The 21,523-nt window shown below is 66.3% G+C and carries 19 protein-coding genes; 13 read left to right on the plus strand and 6 right to left on the minus strand.

From position 1 onward, the window contains the following. Positions 1-70: 70 nt before the first annotated feature. On the minus strand, positions 71-529 hold the full coding sequence (locus tag U858_RS0110825) for a GNAT family N-acetyltransferase (protein WP_025137176.1): 459 nt from the start codon (positions 527-529) through the stop codon (positions 71-73). 189 nt (positions 530-718) lie between these two features. Between U858_RS0110825 and U858_RS0110830 the strand changes: the two genes are divergently transcribed. From U858_RS0110830 to U858_RS0110870, 9 genes are all read left to right on the plus strand, one after another. Further along, a complete protein-coding gene (locus U858_RS0110830; RefSeq protein ID WP_025137177.1) occupies positions 719-1,594 on the plus strand; it encodes a MurR/RpiR family transcriptional regulator in 876 nt (291 codons plus the stop codon). Beyond that, positions 1,591-2,571: an isoaspartyl peptidase/L-asparaginase family protein gene (locus tag U858_RS0110835; RefSeq protein ID WP_025137178.1), complete on the plus strand. Its 981-nt coding sequence runs from the start codon at positions 1,591-1,593 to the stop codon at positions 2,569-2,571. Before U858_RS0110830 ends, U858_RS0110835 begins: the two co-directional genes overlap by 4 nt. 46 nt (positions 2,572-2,617) lie before the next feature. Then, positions 2,618-4,504 carry a dipeptide ABC transporter ATP-binding protein gene (locus tag U858_RS0110840; protein WP_025137179.1) on the plus strand — a complete coding sequence of 629 codons (1,887 nt, stop codon included), beginning with the start codon at positions 2,618-2,620 and terminating at the stop codon, positions 4,502-4,504. A 66-nt stretch (positions 4,505-4,570) separates the two neighbouring features. After that, entirely contained in the window at positions 4,571-6,124 is a 1,554-nt protein-coding gene (gene gsiB, locus U858_RS0110845; protein ID WP_025137180.1) for a glutathione ABC transporter substrate-binding protein GsiB, read from the plus strand. An 88-nt stretch (positions 6,125-6,212) separates the two neighbouring features. Then, a complete protein-coding gene (gene gsiC / locus U858_RS0110850) occupies positions 6,213-7,133 on the plus strand; it encodes a glutathione ABC transporter permease GsiC (RefSeq protein WP_025137181.1) in 921 nt (306 codons plus the stop codon). 7 nt (positions 7,134-7,140) lie between these two features. Further along, positions 7,141-8,040 (plus strand): glutathione ABC transporter permease GsiD, encoded by a 900-nt coding sequence (gene gsiD / locus U858_RS0110855; RefSeq protein ID WP_025137182.1) that lies wholly within the window; start codon positions 7,141-7,143, stop codon positions 8,038-8,040. A gap of 183 nt (positions 8,041-8,223) precedes the next feature. Further along, complete coding sequence (locus U858_RS0110860; RefSeq protein WP_025137183.1) at positions 8,224-9,318, plus strand: P1 family peptidase; 1,095 nt, start codon at positions 8,224-8,226, stop codon at positions 9,316-9,318. A gap of 20 nt (positions 9,319-9,338) precedes the next feature. After that, on the plus strand, positions 9,339-10,157 hold the full coding sequence (locus tag U858_RS0110865; protein ID WP_025137184.1) for a M55 family metallopeptidase: 819 nt from the start codon (positions 9,339-9,341) through the stop codon (positions 10,155-10,157). An 8-nt stretch (positions 10,158-10,165) separates the two neighbouring features. Then, entirely contained in the window at positions 10,166-11,956 is a 1,791-nt protein-coding gene (locus U858_RS0110870; protein WP_025137185.1) for an aminopeptidase P family protein, read from the plus strand. Between the two features lie 90 nt (positions 11,957-12,046). Here U858_RS0110870 and U858_RS0110875 read toward each other — a convergent pair whose 3' ends face one another. Beyond that, entirely contained in the window at positions 12,047-13,069 is a 1,023-nt protein-coding gene (locus tag U858_RS0110875) for a hypothetical protein (protein WP_025137186.1), read from the minus strand. Positions 13,070-13,273: 204 nt separating this feature from the next. Here U858_RS0110875 and U858_RS0110880 point away from each other — a divergent pair, with 204 nt between their 5' ends. The 4 genes from U858_RS0110880 to ftsB all read left to right on the plus strand — a co-directional run bounded on the left by U858_RS0110880 (position 13,274) and on the right by ftsB (position 17,246). Continuing rightward, positions 13,274-14,926, plus strand: a complete 1,653-nt coding sequence (locus U858_RS0110880; RefSeq protein ID WP_025137187.1) for a CTP synthase — start codon at positions 13,274-13,276, stop codon at positions 14,924-14,926. Positions 14,927-15,129: 203 nt separating this feature from the next. Beyond that, positions 15,130-15,414, plus strand: a complete 285-nt coding sequence (locus U858_RS0110885; RefSeq protein WP_025137188.1) for a DUF1330 domain-containing protein — start codon at positions 15,130-15,132, stop codon at positions 15,412-15,414. A 4-nt stretch (positions 15,415-15,418) separates the two neighbouring features. Further along, positions 15,419-16,705: a phosphopyruvate hydratase gene (eno, locus tag U858_RS0110890; protein ID WP_006218107.1), complete on the plus strand. Its 1,287-nt coding sequence runs from the start codon at positions 15,419-15,421 to the stop codon at positions 16,703-16,705. A 64-nt stretch (positions 16,706-16,769) separates the two neighbouring features. Further along, complete coding sequence (gene ftsB / locus U858_RS0110895) at positions 16,770-17,246, plus strand: cell division protein FtsB (protein WP_025137189.1); 477 nt, start codon at positions 16,770-16,772, stop codon at positions 17,244-17,246. 61 nt (positions 17,247-17,307) lie between these two features. Here ftsB and U858_RS0110900 read toward each other — a convergent pair whose 3' ends face one another. The 4 genes from U858_RS0110900 to U858_RS0110915 all read right to left on the minus strand — a co-directional run bounded on the left by U858_RS0110900 (position 17,308) and on the right by U858_RS0110915 (position 21,412). Continuing rightward, on the minus strand, positions 17,308-18,051 hold the full coding sequence (locus U858_RS0110900; protein ID WP_025137190.1) for a TadE/TadG family type IV pilus assembly protein: 744 nt from the start codon (positions 18,049-18,051) through the stop codon (positions 17,308-17,310). Between the two features lie 109 nt (positions 18,052-18,160). Further along, positions 18,161-19,090: an Hsp33 family molecular chaperone HslO gene (gene hslO, locus U858_RS0110905; RefSeq protein WP_025137191.1), complete on the minus strand. Its 930-nt coding sequence runs from the start codon at positions 19,088-19,090 to the stop codon at positions 18,161-18,163. Positions 19,091-19,176: 86 nt separating this feature from the next. After that, complete coding sequence (locus tag U858_RS0110910) at positions 19,177-19,698, minus strand: gamma carbonic anhydrase family protein (RefSeq protein ID WP_025137192.1); 522 nt, start codon at positions 19,696-19,698, stop codon at positions 19,177-19,179. A gap of 46 nt (positions 19,699-19,744) precedes the next feature. After that, positions 19,745-21,412: an acyl-CoA synthetase gene (locus tag U858_RS0110915; protein WP_025137193.1), complete on the minus strand. Its 1,668-nt coding sequence runs from the start codon at positions 21,410-21,412 to the stop codon at positions 19,745-19,747. Positions 21,413-21,523: the final 111 nt, after the last annotated feature.

The raw sequence follows: 21,523 nt of genomic DNA on the forward strand, positions 1-21,523 counted from the left end.
CGAAAACGAAAACGCCCCGCAAGGGGCGTTTTTCATTGGGGCCTGCGCAAAAAAAAGGCGGTGTGCCGTGTCAGGCGGCCTCTTGCAGCAGCATGCCCACGTGCGGGATGCCGTCTTCGATGTATTCCTCGGTGACCGGCACGAAGCCGTGGCCACCGTAGTAGCCCTTGAGCCGCGCCTGCGCGCCCAGGTACACCGGCTGGCCGGGCCACAGGCGCGCCACTTCGGCCTTGGCCCGGCGCATCAGCTCGTGGCCCAGCCCGGTGCCGCGGGCCGCCGGGGCGGTGATCACGCGGCCGATGACGGCCTGGCCGTCGTTCAGTGCGGGTTCCAGCAGGCGGCTGTAGGCCAGCAGGGCGCCGTCCTGCCAGGCCATCAGGTGCTCGGTCTGCCCCAGCAGGTCCTTGCCGTCCATGTCCAGGAAGACGCAATTCTGTTCCACCACGAAGACTTCCGAGCGCAGGCGCAGGATGGCGTAAAGCTCGGCGGGGGTGAGTTCGGCGTGGGGTTTGCAGATCCAGGCGGGCATGCGGAAGGTTCCGGAAATCGGGAGTGAAGGCGGGGCAAATAGCGTACCTCAAACCGGCCCCGTTTCTTTTGGTGCACTGTTACATAAATTCACGGGTATACCCTTAGTATGAAAATGAATTTTCTTATCTAAAATTTATGTGTAAACAGATTTACACAATCGCCCGCTACTCTCCCGCTCCCCACCCCGATGAACAAGGCCGTACTCACGATCGCTGATCGGATCGCCCGGGCCCAGCCCGCGCTGAGCCGCACGCAGCACAAGATGGCCGAATACGTCCTGGCGCACCAGTTTCGCGTCGCCACGATGACCATCGACGAATTCGCGGTGGCGGTGGGCGTCTCGGTGGCCACGGCCAACCGTTTCGCGCGCGCCCTGGACCTGCCGGGCTACCCGCAATTTCGCGCCGAATTGGCACGCGGTTTCGAAGCCGCGCTGGAACCCGTTGAAAAGCTGCGCACGGAATTGGCGCATTCGGCCAGCGCCGTGCAGATCTTTGCCGCTACGCTCGAAGAAGACATCCGCAACGCCCAGCGCAATCTGCAATCGCTGGACTCGGCCGCCTGTGATCAGGCGGTGGAAGCGATTCTGGCCGCCGAGCGCGTCTTCATCATCGGCTTCGGCGCCAGCGGTTTTCTGGCCGGGCTGCTGCAGCGGGGCCTGTGCATGCACTTGCACTCGGTCGAATCGCTGGCCGGCCCCGGCGGCGTGTCGCACGCCGCACGCCAGATGTCGCGCATGACCAGCAAAGACCTGGTGATCGCCATCGGCTTCCCGCGTTATCTGGCCGACACCGTGACCCTGGCGGGCGCCGCGCAGCAAGCCGGCGTGCCGGTGCTGGTGCTGACCGACAAACCCACATCTCCGCTGGCGCCCACGGCATCCGTCGTCCTGTACGCGTTTTCCGCGCGCCAGCTGATCCCCAATTCCGAAACCGCCGCGCTGGGGCTGATCGAAGCCCTGTCGGCCGCGGTGGCCTATCGGGCCAAGAATTCCGTCGCGGCCGCCGCTGGGGTGACCCAGTCCGTCATGCCGTGGCTCATCCATGGAGTAGGTAAACGATGATTCAACCCGTGATTGCCATTCACGGTGGCGCCGGCGCAATGTCCCGCGCGGCCATGTCGCCCGAGAAAGAACAGGAATACCTGAGCGCCCTCGAATCCATCCTGGCCGCCGGCCAGGCCGTGCTAGCCCGTGGCGGCAGCGCCCTGGACGCCGTCACCGAAGCCGTGCGCCTGCTGGAAGACTGCCCGCTGTTCAACGCCGGCCATGGCGCCGTGTTCACCAGCGCCGGCACCCACGAACTGGACGCCGCCATCATGGACGGCGCCACGCTGCGTTCGGGCGCCATCGCCAACGTCAATTGCGTGCGCAACCCGGTGTTCGCCGCGCGTGCCGTCATGGAAACCAGCAAGCACGTGTTCTTCGTGGGCGAGGGCGCCGAAGCCTTCGCCAAGGACGCGGGCCTGGAACTGGTCGATCCGTCGTATTTCTCGACCGAAGCGCGCCGCGAGCAACTGCTGCGCGTGCAGCGCGAAACGCCCGAAGCCGCGGTGCTGGACCACGACGGCCAGGCCATGGTCGCGCGCGGCCAGCCGGCCCCGGCCGATCCGCTGGATTCGGACAAGAAGTTCGGCACGGTCGGCGCGGTGGCGCTGGACGCCCAGGGCAACCTGGCCGCGGCCACGTCCACCGGCGGCATCACCAACAAGCAGGTCGGCCGCGTCGGCGATGCGCCGTTGATCGGCGCTGGCACCTACGCCAGCAACAAGACCTGCGCCGTGTCCACCACGGGCACCGGCGAGATGTTCATCCGCATGGTCGCCGCCTATGACGTGGCGGCCCAGATGGAATATTGCGGCGCTTCGATGGAAACGGCGGCGGACCGCGTTGTCATGGAAAAACTGCCCACCATCGGCGGCAAGGGCGGCCTGGTGGCCGTCGACGCCCAGGGCAATGTGGCCTTGCCGTTCAACACGGAAGGCATGTACCGCGGTTACGCCCGCGTTGGCGAGAAGCCGGTCGCCGCGATCTATCGCTGAGCGGCGCCGCGTTTCGTTTTTGTCAGTTTTGGGGATTACTAAAGATATGGTTGATCGCGCAAACAGCCTGGCGCTGCCGGATAACCGCGTGGTCCAGGTCAACGACCTGACGGTGCGCTTCGTGGGTTCGGAGCGCACGGTCGAAGCCGTGCGCAACCTGTCGTTCCATGTGGACCGGGGCGAGACCCTGGCCATCGTGGGCGAATCGGGTTCGGGCAAGTCGGTGACCTCGCTGGCGCTCATGCGCCTGGTGGAACACGGCGGCGGACGCATCGCCCAGGGCCAGATGGCCCTGCGCCGGCGCAACGGCTCGGTGATCGACCTGGCCGGCTCCAGCCAACGCGTCATGCGCAATGTGCGCGGCGCCGACATGGCCATGATTTTCCAGGAGCCGATGACCTCCTTGAACCCGGTGTTCACGGCCGGCGACCAGATCGCCGAGTCCATCCGCCAGCACCAGGGCAAGGACGCCGCGGCCGCGCGCGCCGAAGCGCTGCGCATGCTGGAACAGGTGCGCATTCCGGAAGCCAAGTCGGTGCTGGACCGCTACCCGCACCAGCTGTCGGGCGGCATGCGCCAGCGCGTCATGATCGCGATGGCGCTGGCCTGCAAGCCGGCGCTGCTGATTGCCGACGAACCCACCACCGCGCTGGACGTCACCATCCAGGCCCAGATCCTGCAACTGATCCGTCAGCTTCAGGAAGAAATGCACATGGGCGTGGTGTTCATCACCCACGACATGGGCGTGGTGGCCGAAGTGGCCGACCGCGTGCTGGTCATGTACCGCGGCGACAAGGTCGAGGAAGGCCCGTCGGAATCGGTCTTCGCCGCGCCCCAGCATGCCTATACCAAGGCGCTGCTGTCGGCCGTGCCGAAGCTGGGCGCGATGCAGGGCACCGACCTGCCGGCCCGTTTCCCCCTGCTGCAAGTGGACGGAAAGGCCCAGCCCGTGGCCGAGCCCGGCGCGACCAGCACCCAGGAAGTGCCGGCTGAGCGCCGCGAGCCGATCCTGAGCGTGCGCAACCTGGTGACCCGTTTCGACCTGCGCGGCGGCATCCTCAGCCGCGTGCAGCGCCGCGTGCACGCCGTGGAAAAGGTCAGCTTCGACCTGTACCCCGGCGAAACGCTGTCGCTGGTGGGCGAGTCCGGTTGCGGCAAGTCCACCACCGGCCGCTCGCTGCTGCGCCTGGTGGAAAGCCAGGGCGGCGAAATCCGCTTCGGCGGCCGCGACATCGTGCGCCTGAAGAACAGCGAACTGCAATCCCTGCGCCGCGACATCCAGTTCGTGTTCCAGGACCCGTTTGCCTCGCTGGACCCGCGCGTGACCGTCGGCTTCTCGATCATGGAACCGCTGCTGGTGCACGGCGTGGCCAAGGGCCGCGAGGCCGAGCGCCGCGTGTCCGAGCTGCTCGAGCGCGTCGGCATGCCGCCCGAAATGGCGCAGCGCTATCCGCATGAGTTCTCGGGCGGCCAGCGCCAGCGCATCTGCATCGCGCGCGCCCTGGCCCTGAACCCCAAGGTCGTGATCGCCGACGAATCGGTATCGGCGCTGGACGTGTCGATCCAGGCGCAGATCGTGAACCTCCTGATCGACCTGCAGCGCGACATGGGCATTTCGTTCCTGTTCATTTCGCACGACATGGCCGTGGTCGAACGCGTCAGCCATCGCGTGGCCGTCATGTACCTGGGTCAGATCGTCGAGATCGGCCCGCGCCGCGCGATCTTCGAGAACCCGCAGCACCCGTACACCAAGAAGCTGATGTCGGCCGTGCCGATCGCCGATCCGGCGCGCCGCCATCTCAAGCGCACCTTGCTGTCCGACGAGATTCCCAGCCCGATCCGCAGGCTCGACGACGAGCCGGTGGTGCAGCCGCTGGTGCAGGTAGGAACCGATCACTTCGTTGCCCGCCATGCGGTCGGCGGAGCGTATTGAGTCAGTTGTTGTACTTGTTTTTCTTCCACCAAACCCCCTAATTCCTTACAGGAACCAGGAGTTGCAATGATGAAAGTTCTGCGCCCCACCAAACTGATGGCCGCCGCTGCGGTGGCCTTCGGCGTGCTCACTTCGCCGCTGGCGCATGCTGCCAAGGACGTGACGTTTGCCGTCTCCATCGCTCTGGAAACGCTCGACCCGTACAACACCAACAGCACGCTGAACCAGGCGGCCGGCAAGGCCTACTACGAAGGCCTGTTCGAATTCGACAAGGACCTGAAGGTCCAGAAGGTCCTGGCCACCGACTACACCGTCAGCGAAGACGGCCTGGTGTACACCTTCAAGCTGCGCGATGGCGTCAAGTTCCATGACGGCACCCCGTTCAACGCCGAAGCCGTCAAGATCAACTTCGACCGCCCGGCCAATCCGGACAATCGCCTGTCGCGCTACATCCAGTTCAGCGTCATCGAAAAGATCGACGTGATCGACCCGCTGACCGTCAAGATCACCCTGAAAAAGCCGTTCTCGGCCTTCATCAACGCGCTGGCCCACCCGGCCGCCATGATGATCTCGCCGGCCGCGCTGACCAAGTACGGCAAGGAAATCGGTTTCCACCCGGTGGGCACGGGCCCGTTCGAATTCGTCGAATGGAAGCCGGCTGAATACCTGAAGGTCAAGAAGTTCGACGGCTACTGGAAGAAGGGCTACCCCAAGGTCGACACCCTGACGTTCCGCACCGTCACCGACAACAACACCCGCGCCGCCGTGGTGCAGACGGGCGAAGCGCAATTCGCCTTCCCGGTGCCGTTCGAGCAGGCCGCCGTGCTGCAAAAGAACGACAAGCTGGACGTGGTCGATCACAAGAACTCGATCATGGCCCGCTACCTGTCGATGAACGTGCAGCAAAAGCCGTTCGACAACGTCAAGGTGCGTGAGGCCATCAACTACGCCATCAACAAGGAAGCCCTGGCCAAGGTCGCTTTCTCGGGCTACGCCACCATCGTCGACGGCGTCGTGCCGACCGGCGTGGACTTCGCCCACAAGACCGGCCCGTGGCCGTACGACATCAAGAAGGCCAAGGCCCTGCTGGCCGAAGCCGGCTACCCCAACGGCTTCGAAAGCCAGCTCTGGTCCGCCTACAACGACGGCACCTCGGTGAAGGTGGTTCAGTTCCTGCAGCAGCAGCTGGCGCAAGTCGGCATCAAGGTCTCGGTCGAAGTGCTGGAATCGGGCCAACGCGTGCAGCGCGTGCAACAGGTGCAAAAGCCTGAAGACGCCAAGGTCCGCATGTACTACGCCGGCTGGTCGTCCTCGACCGGCGAAGCCGACTGGGGCCTGCGTCCCTTGCTGACCACCGCCGCTTTCCCGCCGGTGCTCAACAACGTGTCGTACTACTCGAACAAGTCGGTTGACGACGGCATCCAGCTGGCCCTGGCCACGACGGACCGCGCCAAGAAGACCGAGATCTACAAGAACGTTCAGGAAACCATCTGGAAGGATGCCCCGTGGGCCTTCCTTGTGACCCAGAACAACCTGTACGTCAAGTCGAAGAACCTGTCGGGCGTGTACGTGGAACCGGACACCTCGTTCTGGTTCGGCGACATCGACCTGAAGCAGTAATCCGGCAGTAACTCTCGGGGCCGCAAGGCCCTTGTAAGGCCACATACGGCGGGGACGCGGTGTCCCCGCCGATGTTGCAGGAATTTCAATGCTGACCTACATCGTCAAACGTCTTTTGGGCATGATCCCCACGCTGCTGCTGGTAGCCGTGGTCGTGTTCCTGTTCGTGCACATGCTTCCGGGCGACCCGGCGCGACTGGCCGCGGGCCAGGAGGCCGACCAGCAAACCGTTGAACTGGTGCGCAAGGAACTGGGGCTGGATCTGCCCCTGCCGCAGCAATTCGTGCGCTACTTCAGCCACATGCTGCAAGGTGACCTGGGTACCTCGCTGCGTACCAAGCGTCCCGTCTTGACCGAAATCTCCGATCGCTTCATGCCCACACTGTGGCTGACGATCGCCAGTATGGCCTGGTCCGTCACGTTCGGCATGATCATCGGGATCGTGTCCGCCGTGTGGCGCAACCGCTGGCCCGACCGCCTGGGCATGACGCTCGCGGTGTCCGGCATCTCGTTTCCTGCCTTCGCGCTGGGGATGATGCTGATGCAGGTGTTTTCCGTGAACCTGGGCTGGCTGCCGACCGTGGGCGCCTCGACCTGGCAACACTACATCCTTCCGTCCATCACATTGGGCGCGGCGGTGGCCGCGGTGATGGCGCGCTTTACCCGCGCTTCGTTCGTGGAAGTCATCCAGGAAGACTTCGTGCGGACGGCCCGCGCCAAGGGCCTGACCGAGCGCCGCGTGGTCATCAAGCATGCGCTGCGCAATGCGTTGATCCCGGTCGTCACCATGATGGGCCTGCAGTTCGGCTTCCTGCTGGGCGGCTCGATCGTGGTCGAGACGGTGTTCAACTGGCCCGGCCTGGGCCGCTTGCTGGTCGATGCCGTGACCCAGCGCGACTACCCGGTGATCCAGGGCCTGGTGCTGCTGTTCTCGTTCGAATTCATCCTGATCAACCTGATTGTCGACGTGCTCTACGGCGTCATCAATCCCAGCATCCGTTACAAGTGAGGCGGCCATGAGCAATACGACCCCCGCCGCGACCATCGCCGCCGTTCCCAAGAACGACGTGCGCACGCCCGCCACCGAGTTCTGGCGCAAATTCAAGAAGCAGAAGCTGGCGCTGGGCGCCGGCCTCTTCGTCCTGCTGCTGGTCGTGGTGGCGATCTTCGCCCCCTGGATCGTGCCGTTCGACGCCGAGAACTTCTTCGACTACGACGCGCTCAACGCCGGTCCGTCGCTGACCCACTGGCTGGGTGTGGATTCGCTGGGCCGCGATATCTTCAGCCGCATCATCATGGGCGCGCGCATTTCGCTGGCCGCGGGCTTCCTGTCTGTCGCCATGGGCGCCATCGTCGGCACCTTCATGGGCCTGATGGCCGGTTACTACGAAGGCTGGTGGGAACGCATCACGATGCGTATTTCCGACGTGCTGCTGGCGTTCCCCGGCATGCTGCTGGCCATCGGCGTGGTGGCCATCCTGGGTTCCAGCATGGTCAACGTGATCGTGGCCGTGGCCGTGTTCAGCGTGCCGGCGTTTGCCCGCCTGGTGCGCGGCAACACGCTGTCGATCAAGCAGATGACCTACGTCGAAGCCGTCAAGAGCGTGGGCGCGTCCGACTGGACGATCATCATGCGCCACATCCTGCCCGGCACGATCTCGCCGATCGTGGTGTACGGCACGATGCGTATCGGCACCTCGATCATCACCGCGGCCAGCCTGTCGTTCCTGGGCATGGGCGCATCGCCCCCCACGCCGGAGTGGGGCGCGATGCTGAACGAAGCGCGCGCCGATATGGTGATCGCGCCGCATGTGGCGATCTTCCCGGCGCTGGCGATCTTCCTGACCGTGCTGGCGTTCAACCTGCTGGGCGACGGCCTGCGCGACGCGCTCGATCCCAAGATCGACCGCAAGTAGGCACACGCAATGGCTGCCCGCTCGCCTCGCCCCATCGGTTCCGGGCCTGGCGCGGCGGTCGCCCATCTCGCCGCCGCCCGCGTTCGGGCGCCCGCCATCCGGCAGGCGCACCGGCCACGCAGGACGGCGGCGTTTCGCATTCTGGGGCCCGCTTTTTCAGGACCTCTCGACAGGCATTGATTCATGGACAAACAAACGCAGGACCTTCCTCGCATCGGCACCTTGCCGTCGGGCCCGCTGGATTCGATCTGTGACGTGGGTGACATCACCGTCGGCCACAGCACGCTGGCGGACGGCGCGCGGCAGACCGGCGTGACGGTGGTCAAGCCGCATGCCGGCGACCCCTACCTGGACAAGGTGCCGGCGGCCGCCACCGTGCTGAACGGTTTCGGCAAGAGCACCGGGCTGGTCCAGGTGCAGGAACTGGGCGTGCTGGAAACGCCCATCGCGCTGACCAACACCTTTGGCGTGGGCACGGTGGCCAATGCCCAGATCCGCGCCGCGGTGGCGGCCAACCCCGGCATCGGCCGCGGCATGGCGACGGTCAATCCGCTGGTCTTCGAATGCAACGACGGCTACCTGAACGACATCCAGGCGCTGGCGGTGCAGGAATCGCACTACGCCGACGCGCTGGCCGCCTCGGACAAGCTCCCGGCGCAAGGCGCGGTGGGCGCGGGCCGCGGCATGTCCTGCTTTTCGTTCAAGGGCGGTATTGGTTCGGCCTCGCGAGTGGCGACGATTCAGCCGGATCAGCGCTACACGGTCGGCGCGCTGGTGTTGTCCAACTTTGGCCGCCTGCCCAACCTGATCGTGGCAGGCCGGCCGTTCGGCCGCCGGCTGGCGGGCCAACTCGAAGGCAACCTGGCGCAGGCAGGCGAAAACGCCGCCATCGTGCCGGAAAAGGGTTCCATCATCTTGTTGGTAGCGACCGATGCGCCGCTGGATGCACGCCAATTGCGGCGCCTGTCACTGCGCGCGGGCGCGGGCCTGGCGCGCACCGGCTCGGTGTTCGGCCACGGCAGCGGCGACATCGCGCTGGCGTTTTCCACGGCCTACACGGTGCCGCAGGAAGCCGAACGCCCGATGCCGGCCATCGCCATGCTGCACGAAGCCCGTATCGATCCGCTGTTCGAAGCCGCGGCCGAGGCCTGCGAGCAGGCCATCATTGCCGCGCTGTGGCGCGCCGACAGCGTGCTGGGCCGCGACGGCCATGTCCGCACTGCCATCCGCGACGCTGCGCCCGACTGGCGGCAGTGGCTGGCCGACACCGAATTCTAGAATCTCACCAAGGCACTCCCATGAAGATCCTCATTTCCACCGATATCGAAGGCGTCGCCGGCGTCTTTCATGCTGAACAGATCCGCGCCGGCAACGGCGAATACGAGCGCGCCCGCGCCTGGATGACCGCCGAGGCCAACGCCGCGGTGCAAGGCGCCATCGCGGGCGGCGCCGAAGAGATCCTGGTCAACGATTCGCACGGCGGCTTTCGCAACCTGCTGCCGGACGGTCTGGACGAGCGCGCCCGCCTGGTACTGGGCAAGCCGCGCTACCTGGGCATGATGGGCGGCCTGGAAGAGGGCTGCGACGCCGTCTTCATGATCGGCTACCACTCGCGTTCGCAAGGCCGCGGCGTCCTGGCGCACACGATCAACAGCTTTGCCTTTGCCCGCGTCTTCATCAACGGCATGGAGCTGGGCGAGGCCGGCCTGTACGGCGCCCTGGCCGGCGAGATGGGCGTGCCGGTCATCCTGGCGACGGGCGATGATGTCTTCATCTCGGAAACCACCGACCTGTTCCCCGGCGCCCAATGGGTGCAGACCAAGGTGGCCCACGGCCAGGGCAGCGGCGTGACCTTGTCGCCGGCCGCCTCGCGCCGCGCCATCACCGCCGCCGCCGAAACCGCCGTCAGAAACATCAAGAAGGCCGTTCCTTTCCGCATCCCCGCCCCTATAGAATGCCGGTTGCAGACGCAGACCTCGGCGCTGGCCGACCTGTTCTGCATGTGGCCCACGCTCGAGCGCGTGGACGGCGTGACGCTGCGGTTCACCACGGACAGCATGCAGGCCGCCATCCGCACGCTGAACAGTCTGGCCGCCATGTCTTTCATGTTGCGCTAAGGAAACCCATGTCTAGCACCGACGCCCGTATCGCCCAACTGCGGCAGGCCATGAGCCGCCGCGGTCTGTCCGCCTATATCGTTCCGTCTTCGGATCCGCACCTGTCCGAATACCTGCCCGCGCGCTGGCAGGGCCGGCGCTGGCTGTCGGGCTTCACGGGGTCGGTGGGCACGCTGGTCGTCACGGCCGATTTCGCCGGCTTGTGGGTCGACAGCCGCTACTGGGTGCAGGCCGAGGCGCAACTGGCCGGCACGGGCGTGCAGCTGATGAAGATCGCCGTGGCCACCACGCCGGGGCATGTGGACTGGCTGGCCGCCAACACCCGCGCGGGTGACGTCATCGGCGTCGACGGCCAGGTGCTGGGCCTGGCGGCGTTCCGCGCCTTGTCGGTGGCCGCTGCCACGTCGGGCGCCACGCTGGAAATCCGCGCTGACCTGCTGGACGACGTCTGGTCCGATCGGGCCGGCCTGCCCACGGCCGCCATCTACGAACACGTGGCGCCGCAGGCGTGCGTGTCGCGCGCCGACAAGCTGGCCCAGGTGCGCCATGCCATGCGCGGCCATGGCGCCGACGTGCACTTCGTCAGCACGCTGGACGACATTGCCTGGCTGTTCAACCTGCGCGGCGCCGACGTCGACTACAACCCCGTATTCGTCGGCCATGCCCTGATCGGCCTCGATCACGCCACACTGTTTGTCGCCGACGGCAAGGTCGATGACGCCTTGCGCGCCGTCCTGGCCGCCGATGGCGTCGAGGTCGCGGGCTACGCCCAGGCTGTCGACGCGCTGGCCTCGCTGGAACGGGACCAGAAGCTCCTGATCGACCCGGCCCGCGTCACCTGCGGCGTGTTCCACGCGATGGACCCGGCCGTGCCCCGCGTCGAAGCCATCAACCCGTCCACGCTGCTCAAGTCGCGCAAGACCGACGCCGAACTGGCCAACGTGCGCCAGGCCATGGCGCAGGACGGCGCGGCGCTCTGTGAGTTCTTCGCCTGGTTCGAAGGCGCGCTGGGCCGCGACCCGATCACCGAACTGACCATCGACGAACAGATCACCGCCGCCCGCGCGCGCCGGCCCGATTACGTCTGCCCCAGCTTTGCCACCATCGCCGGCTTCAACGCCAATGGCGCCATGCCGCATTACCGCGCCACGCGCGAATCGCATTCGGTGATCGAAGGCGACGGCCTGCTGCTGATCGATTCGGGCGGCCAGTACCTGGGCGGCACCACCGACATCACCCGGGTCGTCGCCGTGGGCACGCCCAACGCCGACCAGAAGGTCGATTTCACGCTGGTGCTCAAGGGCATGATCGCGCTGTCGCGCGCTGCGTTCCCCCGCGGCACGCCGTCGCCGATGCTGGACGCCATCGCCCGCGCCCCGATCTGGGAAGGCGGCGCCGAATACGGCCACGGCACCGGCCACGGCGTGGGCTACTTCCTGAACGTGCACGAAGGCCCGCAAGTCATCTCGTACCGTGCGGCCCCGGGCCCGCACACCGCCATGGAACCCGGCATGATCACCTCGAACGAACCGGGCATCTACCGTCCTGGCCGCTGGGGCGTGCGCATCGAGAACCTGGTGGCCAACCGCAGCTGGCTGACCTCGGAACTGGGCGAGTTCCTGTGCTTCGAGACCCTGACGCTGTGCCCGATCGACACCCGCTGCATCGAGCCGACGCTGTTGCGCGCCGACGAGATCGCCTGGCTCAACGAGTACCACAAGACCGTGTTCGAGCGCCTGTCGCCGCTGGTGCAGGGCGAGGCCCTGGCCTGGCTGGAACGCCGTACCGCGGCGATCTGACCTTGCCGTCGCGCGATTAAAAAAAGGCGCCGTCAGGCGCCTTTTTTATTGGTCGTGGCCGGGCAGATCGCCCGGCGGCGCATCAGCCGTTCACACGCGTCCGGCGTCGATCAGGGTGTCGCGCTCGGCATTGCGGCGACGGTAGAACAGCCGCGCGCCAATGACGCAGCCCAGCACCAGCAGCGCGATGTACACCGCCAGCGAGAACACGGCGGCACTGTTCGAGGACGACGCGCGGGCCAATTGGCTCCAGCTCATGGCCCGCAGGGCCAGGATCGCCAGGCCGACGCCCAGCACCTGGGCCATCCAGAAAGCAAAACTGCCGTGCGCGACGGCGCGGCCGACGCCCGCCGCGCCCAGCGCCTGGGGCACCGCCTTGCGGCAGGCCAGCACCGCCGCGGCCATCACCACCACCGGCAGCACCCAGTAGCCGAATGCATACTGGATCAGGTCGGCCGACAGCGTCTGCATCTGCAGGAAAGCGCCCAGCGCCAGGGACACGTGCACTTGCCACAGCAAGAGCGTGGCCCCGGCGATCCAGGCGGCATGGCGCGCCAGGTAGGGCCGCGCCCCGGCGCCGACGGCGGGCGTCACGCTCCAGGCGGCCACGCGCACGGCCAGCCAGCTGCCCAGGCCCCCCAGCAGGATGCCGACCAGCTTGAGCGGCACGCCCATCACCAGCGCACGCGTGATATCGCGGTAAAAGCCCAGGTTCTCGTCCAGCCATTCCCGGTATGTCGTGATCAGCCAGAACATGCCTTGCTGCAGCAGCGTCAGGGCGGCGGAATGGAGCACGTTGTAGGCCAGCAATACCGCCAGCAGCACGGCCACCATCTTGCCCGGGCGGTCCACGCCGCCCGCGCCCTGGCGGGCCAGCCAGCGCTGCGCGGTGCACCAGGCCACCAGGCCGCCCAGGACGGCGCCGGCGAACATCTGCGCCACGGTCGGCGCCAGCATCCCGGGGCGTTCATAGATCTCGCGCATCCGCTCGGCAAATGGCGACGCCAGCACGATGTAGGCTTGCAGCAGGATGGCGTAGACAAGGTTCAGGCAGGCCGCGGCAATGGCCAGGCGCCAGGGCAGGGAGGGGGAACGGTCGGGCAGGGCGGTCATCGGGTCGGGCGGGTTTCCGGTCAGGGGGAGAAAATCGGGGACGAACATAGCACGAAGCGCGCGACCGCCCCCGGCGCGGGCGGGTCCGGGCCGGGGCCGGCAAATGTTACTCCTCGTCGCTAGGGGAAAACCCAGACAAGTTTCGCCTCCCGGCTATAATCCAAATTTCCCGCACGCGCCCGCTCGTCCCGGGCGCTTATTACGATGACCAAATACGTATTTGTCACCGGCGGAGTGGTGTCTTCCCTGGGCAAGGGCATCGCCGCTGCGTCGCTTGCCGCCATCCTCGAGTCGCGTGGTCTGCAGGTCACCATGCTCAAGCTCGACCCCTACATCAACGTCGATCCGGGCACCATGAGCCCGTTCCAGCACGGTGAAGTGTTCGTCACGGAAGACGGCGCCGAAACCGATCTGGACCTTGGCCACTACGAGCGTTTCGTTTCCGCCCGCATGCACAAGGTGAACAACTTCACCACCGGCCAGATCTACGAATCGGTGCTGCGCAAAGAGCGCCGCGGCGACTACCTGGGCAAGACTGTCCAGGTCATCCCGCACATCACCAACGAAATCCAGGACTTCATCGCCCGTGGCGCCGATGCCGCCTGGAACGGCAATACCGATGTCGCCATCGTGGAAATCGGCGGCACCGTGGGCGATATCGAATCGCTGCCGTTCCTGGAAGCCGCGCGCCAGATGAGCCTGCGCATGGGCCGCAACAACGCTGCCTTCGTGCACCTGACGCTGGTGCCGTTCATCGCGTCCGCCGGCGAACTCAAGACCAAGCCGACCCAGCACTCGGTGCAGAAGCTGCGCGAAATCGGCATCTACCCGAACGCGCTGCTGTGCCGCGCCGACCGTCCCATCCCGGACGACGAGCGCGCCAAGATCTCGATGTTCTCGAACGTGCCCCTGGACGCGGTCATTTCCGTCTGGGACGCCGACTCGATCTACAAGATCCCGGCCATGCTGCACAAGCAAGGCGTGGACAACATCGTCTGCGAAGCCCTGGGCCTGACCCCGCCGCCGGCCGACCTGTCCATGTGGGACAACCTGGTCGACGCGCTCGAGCATCCGCAGCATCAGCTCACCATCGGCATGGTCGGCAAGTACGTCGACCTGACCGAGTCGTACAAGTCGCTGACCGAAGCCCTGGTTCACGCCGGCATCCATACGCGCTCGAAGATCAACATCGAGTACATCGACTCGGAAGACATCGAAACCCGCGGCACCGACCAGCTCAAGCACCTGGACGCCATTCTGGTGCCGGGCGGCTTCGGCAAGCGCGGCACCGAGGGCAAGATCGCCGCCATCCGCTACGCCCGTGAAAACGGCGTGCCTTACCTGGGCATCTGCCTGGGCATGCAGCTGGCCGTGATCGAATTCGCGCGCCACGTGGCCGGCCTGGGCGGCGCCAACAGCACCGAATTCGATCCGTCGGCGCCGCACCCCGTGGTGGCCCTGATCACCGAATGGATGGACCGCGAAGGCAAGGTCGAAAAGCGTGACAATTCGTCCGACCTGGGCGGCACCATGCGCAAGGGCGCGCAACGCGTGCCGATCAAGCCGGGCACCCGCGCCCAGACCATCTACGGCGACGAAGTCAACGAACGCCATCGTCACCGCTACGAGGTCAACAACGTCTACGTGCCGCGCCTGGAAGAGGCCGGCATGGTGATCAGCGCGCGCACCCCGACCGAGAATCTGCCGGAAATGATGGAACTGCCCGACCACCCCTGGTTCGTCGGCGTCCAGTTCCACCCGGAATTCACGTCGACTCCGCGCGATGGCCACCCGCTGTTCTCCAGCTACATCCGCGCCGCCATCGAGCAAAAGGCTCGCCGCGGCCAGGAGGCCTGATGCGCGCCTGCGGCCGCGAGTTCCGCATGCGGATGCTCGCGGCCGCAGGCCGTCGACCTGGCGCCGCCCTGTACGGCGGCGCTGCTTTCGGATACAACCAATTAGCATCGGATATGCGTCGCCGGGCCGCCTTGAGCGACACTGGCTGCTTTACCGTATCCGCCCGCTGATACCCGTCAACCCCACTGCCCTGAAGGAACCCCATGAGTGCTTACCTGATCGCCGATGTCACGGTGACCAAGCCCGCGCAGTACGAGGACTACAAGCGTCTGTCCACGCTCGCCATGCGTGCGTACGATGCCAAGATCCTGGTGCGAGGCGGACAATCCAAGCACCTTGAGGGCCGTGAACCTGGCCGCACCGTCGTCATGGAGTTTCCGTCCATGGCCGCCGCCCAGGCCTTCTACGACTCCTGGCAGTACCGCCGTGCCCGCAATGCCCGCGAAGGCGCGGCCGTCATGAATATGTTTATCGTTCAGGGAATGTAAAGTCATGAGTGCAATCGTCGACATCATCGGCCGCGAGATTCTGGATTCGCGCGGCAACCCCACCGTGGAATGCGATGTGCTGCTGGAATCCGGCGCCATGGGCCGTGCGGCCGTGCCGTCGGGCGCGTCCACCGGCGCCCGCGAAGCTATCGAGCTGCGCGACGGCGACAAGAGCCGTTATCTGGGCAAGGGCGTGCTGCGCGCCGTTGAAAACCTCAACACCGAAATCTCCGAAGCGCTGATGGGCCTGGACGCCCAGGAACAGACCTTCGTCGACCGTACCCTGATCGAACTGGACGGCACCGAGTCCAAGGAACGCCTGGGCGCCAACGCCATCCTGGCCGCCAGCATGGCCGTAGCCCGCGCCGCCGCCGACGAATCCGGCCTGTCGCTGTACCGCTACTTCGGCGGCAGCGGCCCCATGAGCATGCCCGTGCCGATGATGAACGTCATCAACGGCGGCGCGCACGCCAACAACACGCTCGACCTGCAGGAATTGATGATTCTGCCGGTGGGCGCGGGCAGCTTCCGCGAAGCCCTGCGCTGGGGCGCCGAAGTGTTCCACATGCTCAAGAAGCTGATTCACGGCCAGGGCATGTCCACGGCAGTGGGCGACGAGGGCGGTTTCGCGCCCAACGTGCCCAGCCACGAAGCGGCCATCCAGCTGATCCTCAAGGCCATCACCGAAGCCGGCTACGAGCCGGGCACGCAGATCGCCCTGGGCCTGGATTGCGCCAGCTCTGAGTTCTACCGCGACGGCAAGTACACCCTGGCCGGTGAAGGCGGCATCTCGCTGTCCTCGCAGGAATTCACCAACCTGCTGGCCACCTGGTGCGACAAGTACCCGATCATCTCGATCGAAGACGGCATGGCCGAAAACGACTGGGACGGCTGGAAGCTGCTGACCGACCAGCTCGGCAAGAAGGTGCAACTGGTGGGCGATGACCTGTTCGTCACCAACACCAAGATCCTGCGCGAAGGCATCCAGAAGGGCGTCGCCAACTCGATCCTGATCAAGATCAACCAGATCGGCACCCTGACCGAAACCTTCGCCGCCATCGAAATGGCCAAGCGCGCCGGCTACACCGCCGTCGTGTCGCACCGTTCGGGCGAAACCGAAGATTCGACCATTGCCGACATCGCCGTGGCCACCAACGCCATGCAGATCAAGACCGGTTCGCTGTCGCGTTCGGACCGCATGGCCAAGTACAACCAACTGCTGCGCATCGAAGAAGAACTGGCTGAAGTTGCCTCGTACCCGGGCCTGGAAGCCTTCTACAACCTGCGTTAATGTAAGCAGGCTGCGGCAGGCGCCGCAGCCTCTTTCACGCCACGACTGCTGAGGGTTCCCGCGTATGCGCCTGTTGTTCCTGGTGCTGTTCGTGCTGCTAGGCCTGATCCAATACCCGCTTTGGCTGGGTAAGGGTGGGTGGTTCAAGGTCTGGGACCTGCAACGCCAGGTGTCGGCCCAGCGCGAAACCAACGATGGCCTGCGCGCGCGCAATGCGGCGCTCGAGGCCGAGGTGCGCGATCTGGAAAACGGTTCGGGCGCCATCGAAGAACGCGCCCGCGGCGAATTGGGCATGATGCGCGACGGCGAAGTTTTCGTGCACATCCTGCCGCAGAACACCCAGCCGCCCGCTGGCGGCGCCACGTTGGCGACCGACGCTGCGACCAAACCTGCCACCGCCACGCGCGCCAGCGCACCGGCGGGGGGCGCCAGGCCGGCGGCTGCCAAGCCGGCCACGCCCAAGCCCGCCACGGCGCAACCGGCCGCTGCCCGCCCGGGCAATGCCAAGCCGGCCAACACGTCCCCAGCACGCCAGCAATAAGGCCGCGTCAGCGGTAGCCCGCGGGTCTGCGCCGACCGTCGCGGCCGCATTGTTGCGTGCGTCAAGGGCAGCGCAAGCTGCGGCATGCCCCCGCCACCATGCCCGCCGGATAGGCCTTGCCAGCCGCCCAATCCACCGGGTGCGACTGCATTTCCATTTCAAGTTCCATGCCGATGGGCGCCAGCCCCCGCGCCCGCGCGGCCGACGCATAGCTGCCGTCGGCCTCGGAAAGGGCTGCCAGCAGCGCACGCAGCGGCGGCAGCATGGGCTGGTACAGGTAGGTCAGCCGCAGCTTGAGCGTGTTGGCGCGAAAGATGTCGCGCTGTTCTGGCAGCGGACGGCGCGCCTGCTGCAGATCCTGGTAGTTGTGGTCGATGGCGCGCAGTCCGCGCGGGGCGGTCGTGTCCAGCCCCGGACGGGCGTGGTCGCGAAAGGCCTGGGCGTCGGGCTGCAGGATTTCGATGCGCCAGGGGGCGCTGCCCATCAGGGCGGCAAGCCGGTCCAGTTGCCGCGACTGCTGCTGGCGGGCGCCAGTCTGGCCCCGGGCGTCGGCGTGCAGCGGCAGCAGCGCTTGCAGGAAGGCGCTGCGGATGCGGGCGGGATCGCCATGCGATGTCGCCCCGGCGCGTGCGCCTTCCATCAGGGCCAGGTGGGCGATCTGGCGCACGCCCTGCCAGCGGGCCGCCTCGACCGTCAATAGGCCCGCCAGCAGCACGGCCATTGCGGCGACGGCGAATTCGATGGCGGCGGCCCCGCATTGACGCGGGCGCGCGGCGCCCGGGTGGGCAAGAAAAAAGGCGGTCATGGCCGGCCAGTGTGGCGCGGGCATGACCGCCTGTCGATCCGTGAATACCGAGGGCACCGGCCCTGCACGCGGCGCGATAGCGAGCTGTCGCCTGAGGGCGACAGCCGGATCAATGCACCGTCGGCGGGGCGTCGCCCGTGGGAGACGTGTTGGGCGAGAAGAGGGCTGCGCAGTCGACTGCGTCAAAGGCGTAGGGCTTGCCGCAGAAGTCGCAGGACACGTCGACCTGGCCGCGTTCGGCCAGGATGTCGTTCACTTCGTCTTCCCCCAGCGAACGCAGCATGCTGGCGACGCGCTCGCGGGTGCAGGGACAGTGCCAGCGCACCGGCTGCGGGTCGAAGGCCACCAGGGTCTCTTCCCAGTACAGGCGGTGGATCAGCGTGTCGATGTCGGTGGCGAGCAGTTCGTCGCGCTTGAGCGTGCTGGCCAGCGCCACGGCGCGGTCCCAGGTCTCGGCCGCGGCCTGTTCGCTCAGGATGGGGGCATCCGAGCCGCCATGGTACGGCAGGCGCTGGATCAGCATGCCGGCCGCGTGCTCGGCGTCGGCACCCAGCCACAGGCGGGTGTCCAGCTGTTCGGACGCCTTCATGTAGTGCTGCAGCGCCTCGGCCACGGTGTCGCCTTCCAGCGGCACGATGCCCTGGTAGGTCTGCTGGCCTGGCACCTTGCGCTGCGGGTCCAGCACCACGATGAAACGGCCGTTGCCACCGGGGTTCAGCAGGCTTTGCATGGTGCCGTCGGCCGGGACTTCATGGCCTTCGCGCACCTTGACGGTGGCCCGCAGGCTCAGGTCGGAACGGCATTCGACCACCAGCAAGGCGATCGGGCCGTCGCCCTGGATCTGCAGCACCAGCGAGCCGTCGAACTTGATGTTGGCGGCGAGCAGGGTCGATGCCGCGACCAGTTCACCCAGCAGGTGGGTGATGGCGGGCGGGTAGTCGTGGTTGGCCTGGACGGCCTTCCACGTATCCGTCAGGCGCACCGCTTGAACGCGGACGCTACGGTCTTCGAGGAGGTATTTTTTAAGCTGATCGGTCATAGGGGAATGTTAGCCGATCAGGCGCCCCGATTTCCCCTGCCGGCAGCAGGGGCGTTGGGGCCGGCGCACGCTTGCCCCAGGGGGCTTCAGGCCAGCCGCTTGAGCGCCGTCTTGTAGTGTTGGCCGCGCGCCACGTAATGGGCCGTGTTCTTGTGCAGATTGGCGATCTCGTCGGGCGACAGCTCGCGCACGATCTTGCCGATGCCGATGACCAGGGAATTGTCGGGAATGACCCGGTCTTCGGGGATGATGGCGCCGGCGCCGATCAGGCAGTTGCGCCCGATCACGGCGTTGTTCAGCACGATGGCCTGCATGCCCACCAGCGCGCCTTCATGGATGGTACAGCCGTGCAGCATGGCCTGGTGGCCCACGGTGACGTTGGGGCCGATGGTCATGGGACAGCCGGTATCCACGTGCAGCACGCTGCCTTCCTGGATGTTGGTGCCCTGGCGGATCAGGATCGCGTCGTTGTCGCCGCGAATGGACACGTGCGACCAGATGCTGACGCCGGCCTCCAGGGTGACGTTGCCGATGATGTCGGCGCTGTCGGCCACGTAGGCGGCGGGATCGATGCGGGGAATGAGGTCGTCGAGCTGGTAAATGGGCATGCCGTGTCTCCGGATGCGGCGGCGGACCAGGCGGCCCTGCCTGCCGTCAGTGTGGCTTGGCGGCCTGCGCGCGTTCTTCTTCGCGCAGGCGCAGGATGCGACGCTGGATTTTACCGGTGGTGGTCATGGGCAATTCTTCGACGAATTCGATTTCCTTGGGGTATTCGTACGGCGCCAGGCGCTCGCGCACGTGTTCCTGCAGGTTTTCGATGATGTCGCTGCGATCGCGTTGCGCGAATTCCGGGGTCAGTACCACATAGGCCTTGACCACCGCGCCACGCTCGGCGTCCGGCTTGGGCACCACGGCGGCGTTCGCCACGGCCGGATGGCCGATCAGGCAGCTTTCGATTTCACCGGGGCCGATACGGTAGCCCGATGACTTGAAGACGTCGTCGGCCCTGCCCGCGTACCAGAGGTAGCCGTCGGCATCCACCCGGGCCAGATCGCCCGTCAGGCACCAGTCGCCCTTGAACTTGGCCTGGGTGGCGGCGTCGTTGCGCCAGTAGCCCAGGAACAGGATCGGGTCGGGGTAGCCGTGGATGTCGTTGCGGTTGACCGCGATTTCGCCGGTTTCGCCGGCCGCCACGGGCTGGCCCGCATCGTCCAGCACGGCGACGCGGTGGCCCGGGTAAGGGCGGCCCATGCTGCCCGGCTTGGCCGGCCAGCGCTTCTGGCTGTTGCCCACCACATAGTTCATTTCGGTCTGGCCGAACATCTCGTTGGGCGTGACGCCCAGCGCGGACTGGCACCACTCGAAGACGGTCTCGCCCACGCTCTCGCCCGCGCTCATGATGGAACGCAAGGCCAGTTGGTAATGATTGCGGGGTTCCGGCACCGTTTTCATCATCATCTTCAGCGCGGTGGGGAAGAGGAAGGTGTTGGTGACCTGGTAGCGCTCCATCAGTTCGAAGGCGCGTTCGACCGAGAAGCGTCCGCGGGTGCCGACGATGGGGTGGCCGAAATACAGTGTGGGCAGCAGCGCGTCCATCATGCCGCCGGTCCAGGCCCAGTCGGCGGGCGACCAGAACACGTCGGCGGGCCGCGGGAACCAGTCTTGCGAGGCCACGAAGCCCGGCAGGTTGCCGATCAGCACGCTGTGGGGCAGCAGGGCACCCTTGGGCGCGCCGGTGGTGCCGGACGTATAGAGCAGGATGGCCGGGTCCGACGAGCGGGTGGGCACCGGCTTGAATTCACTGGGTTGGCGCGCCAGCAGGCTGCGCCAGGGCAGCACGCGCTCGTCGGCGAAACCGATGCCGATGATCTGCTGCAGGGCGGGGCAATGATCGCTGACGGCCAGCAGGTTGGCGCTGGAGGCGTGGTCGACGATGGCGACGCGGGTGTCCGAGTCGCACAGGCGGCTTTGCAGGGCTTCGGGGCCGAACAGGGTGGACAACGGCAGCACCACGCCGCCCACGCTGTAGATGGCCATGTGGGCAACGACGGTTTCCGGACGTTGTCCCAAAACCACACCGACCCGGTCGCCACGGCCTACGCCCATCTTCACCAGGCCGTTGGCCAGTTGATTGGCGGCCTCGGCCAGCCGCGCATAGGTCCAGACCTCGCGGTTGCCGGCTTCATCTTCGTAGTAGATGGCGATGCGCCGCGCATCCGGACTACTGGATGCCCAGCGGTGGCAGCACGCTTCCGCAATGTTGAACTGGGTGGGAACCAGCCAGCGGAATGATTGGTAGAGCGCCTGATATTGGTCGTTCATGGCCCTATGTTGTAAGCATGTTGCAGCGTGAACGGGTCAGTTTTTGCCCGTTGCCCCAACTGCAAGCATGACCTAGAGGGCCGTGAACTGCAATATCCCCGTTGCGTAACG

It is taken from the genome of Achromobacter sp. DH1f (assembly GCF_000633435.1).
GTDB classification, from domain to species: Bacteria; Pseudomonadota; Gammaproteobacteria; order Burkholderiales; family Burkholderiaceae_B; genus Achromobacter; species Achromobacter deleyi.

What these genes read in the sequence shown, in the direction of transcription:
- hslO (WP_025137191.1), bottom strand. Translation starts at nt 19,090, where the DNA reads ATGACCGATCAGCTTAAAAAATACCTCCTCGAAGACCGTAGCGTCCGC.
- U858_RS0110860 (WP_025137183.1), top strand. Translation starts at nt 8,224, where the DNA reads ATGGACAAACAAACGCAGGACCTTCCTCGCATCGGCACCTTGCCGTCG.
- U858_RS0110885 (WP_025137188.1), top strand. Translation starts at nt 15,130, where the DNA reads ATGAGTGCTTACCTGATCGCCGATGTCACGGTGACCAAGCCCGCGCAG.
- ftsB (WP_025137189.1), top strand. Translation starts at nt 16,770, where the DNA reads ATGCGCCTGTTGTTCCTGGTGCTGTTCGTGCTGCTAGGCCTGATCCAA.
- U858_RS0110880 (WP_025137187.1), top strand. Translation starts at nt 13,274, where the DNA reads ATGACCAAATACGTATTTGTCACCGGCGGAGTGGTGTCTTCCCTGGGC.
- U858_RS0110840 (WP_025137179.1), top strand. Translation starts at nt 2,618, where the DNA reads ATGGTTGATCGCGCAAACAGCCTGGCGCTGCCGGATAACCGCGTGGTC.
- U858_RS0110875 (WP_025137186.1), bottom strand. Translation starts at nt 13,069, where the DNA reads ATGACCGCCCTGCCCGACCGTTCCCCCTCCCTGCCCTGGCGCCTGGCC.
- U858_RS0110915 (WP_025137193.1), bottom strand. Translation starts at nt 21,412, where the DNA reads ATGAACGACCAATATCAGGCGCTCTACCAATCATTCCGCTGGCTGGTT.
- U858_RS0110825 (WP_025137176.1), bottom strand. Translation starts at nt 529, where the DNA reads ATGCCCGCCTGGATCTGCAAACCCCACGCCGAACTCACCCCCGCCGAG.
- gsiD (WP_025137182.1), top strand. Translation starts at nt 7,141, where the DNA reads ATGAGCAATACGACCCCCGCCGCGACCATCGCCGCCGTTCCCAAGAAC.
- gsiB (WP_025137180.1), top strand. Translation starts at nt 4,571, where the DNA reads ATGATGAAAGTTCTGCGCCCCACCAAACTGATGGCCGCCGCTGCGGTG.
- gsiC (WP_025137181.1), top strand. Translation starts at nt 6,213, where the DNA reads ATGCTGACCTACATCGTCAAACGTCTTTTGGGCATGATCCCCACGCTG.
- U858_RS0110835 (WP_025137178.1), top strand. Translation starts at nt 1,591, where the DNA reads ATGATTCAACCCGTGATTGCCATTCACGGTGGCGCCGGCGCAATGTCC.
- eno (WP_006218107.1), top strand. Translation starts at nt 15,419, where the DNA reads ATGAGTGCAATCGTCGACATCATCGGCCGCGAGATTCTGGATTCGCGC.
- U858_RS0110865 (WP_025137184.1), top strand. Translation starts at nt 9,339, where the DNA reads ATGAAGATCCTCATTTCCACCGATATCGAAGGCGTCGCCGGCGTCTTT.
- U858_RS0110910 (WP_025137192.1), bottom strand. Translation starts at nt 19,698, where the DNA reads ATGCCCATTTACCAGCTCGACGACCTCATTCCCCGCATCGATCCCGCC.
- U858_RS0110870 (WP_025137185.1), top strand. Translation starts at nt 10,166, where the DNA reads ATGTCTAGCACCGACGCCCGTATCGCCCAACTGCGGCAGGCCATGAGC.
- U858_RS0110830 (WP_025137177.1), top strand. Translation starts at nt 719, where the DNA reads ATGAACAAGGCCGTACTCACGATCGCTGATCGGATCGCCCGGGCCCAG.
- U858_RS0110900 (WP_025137190.1), bottom strand. Translation starts at nt 18,051, where the DNA reads ATGACCGCCTTTTTTCTTGCCCACCCGGGCGCCGCGCGCCCGCGTCAA.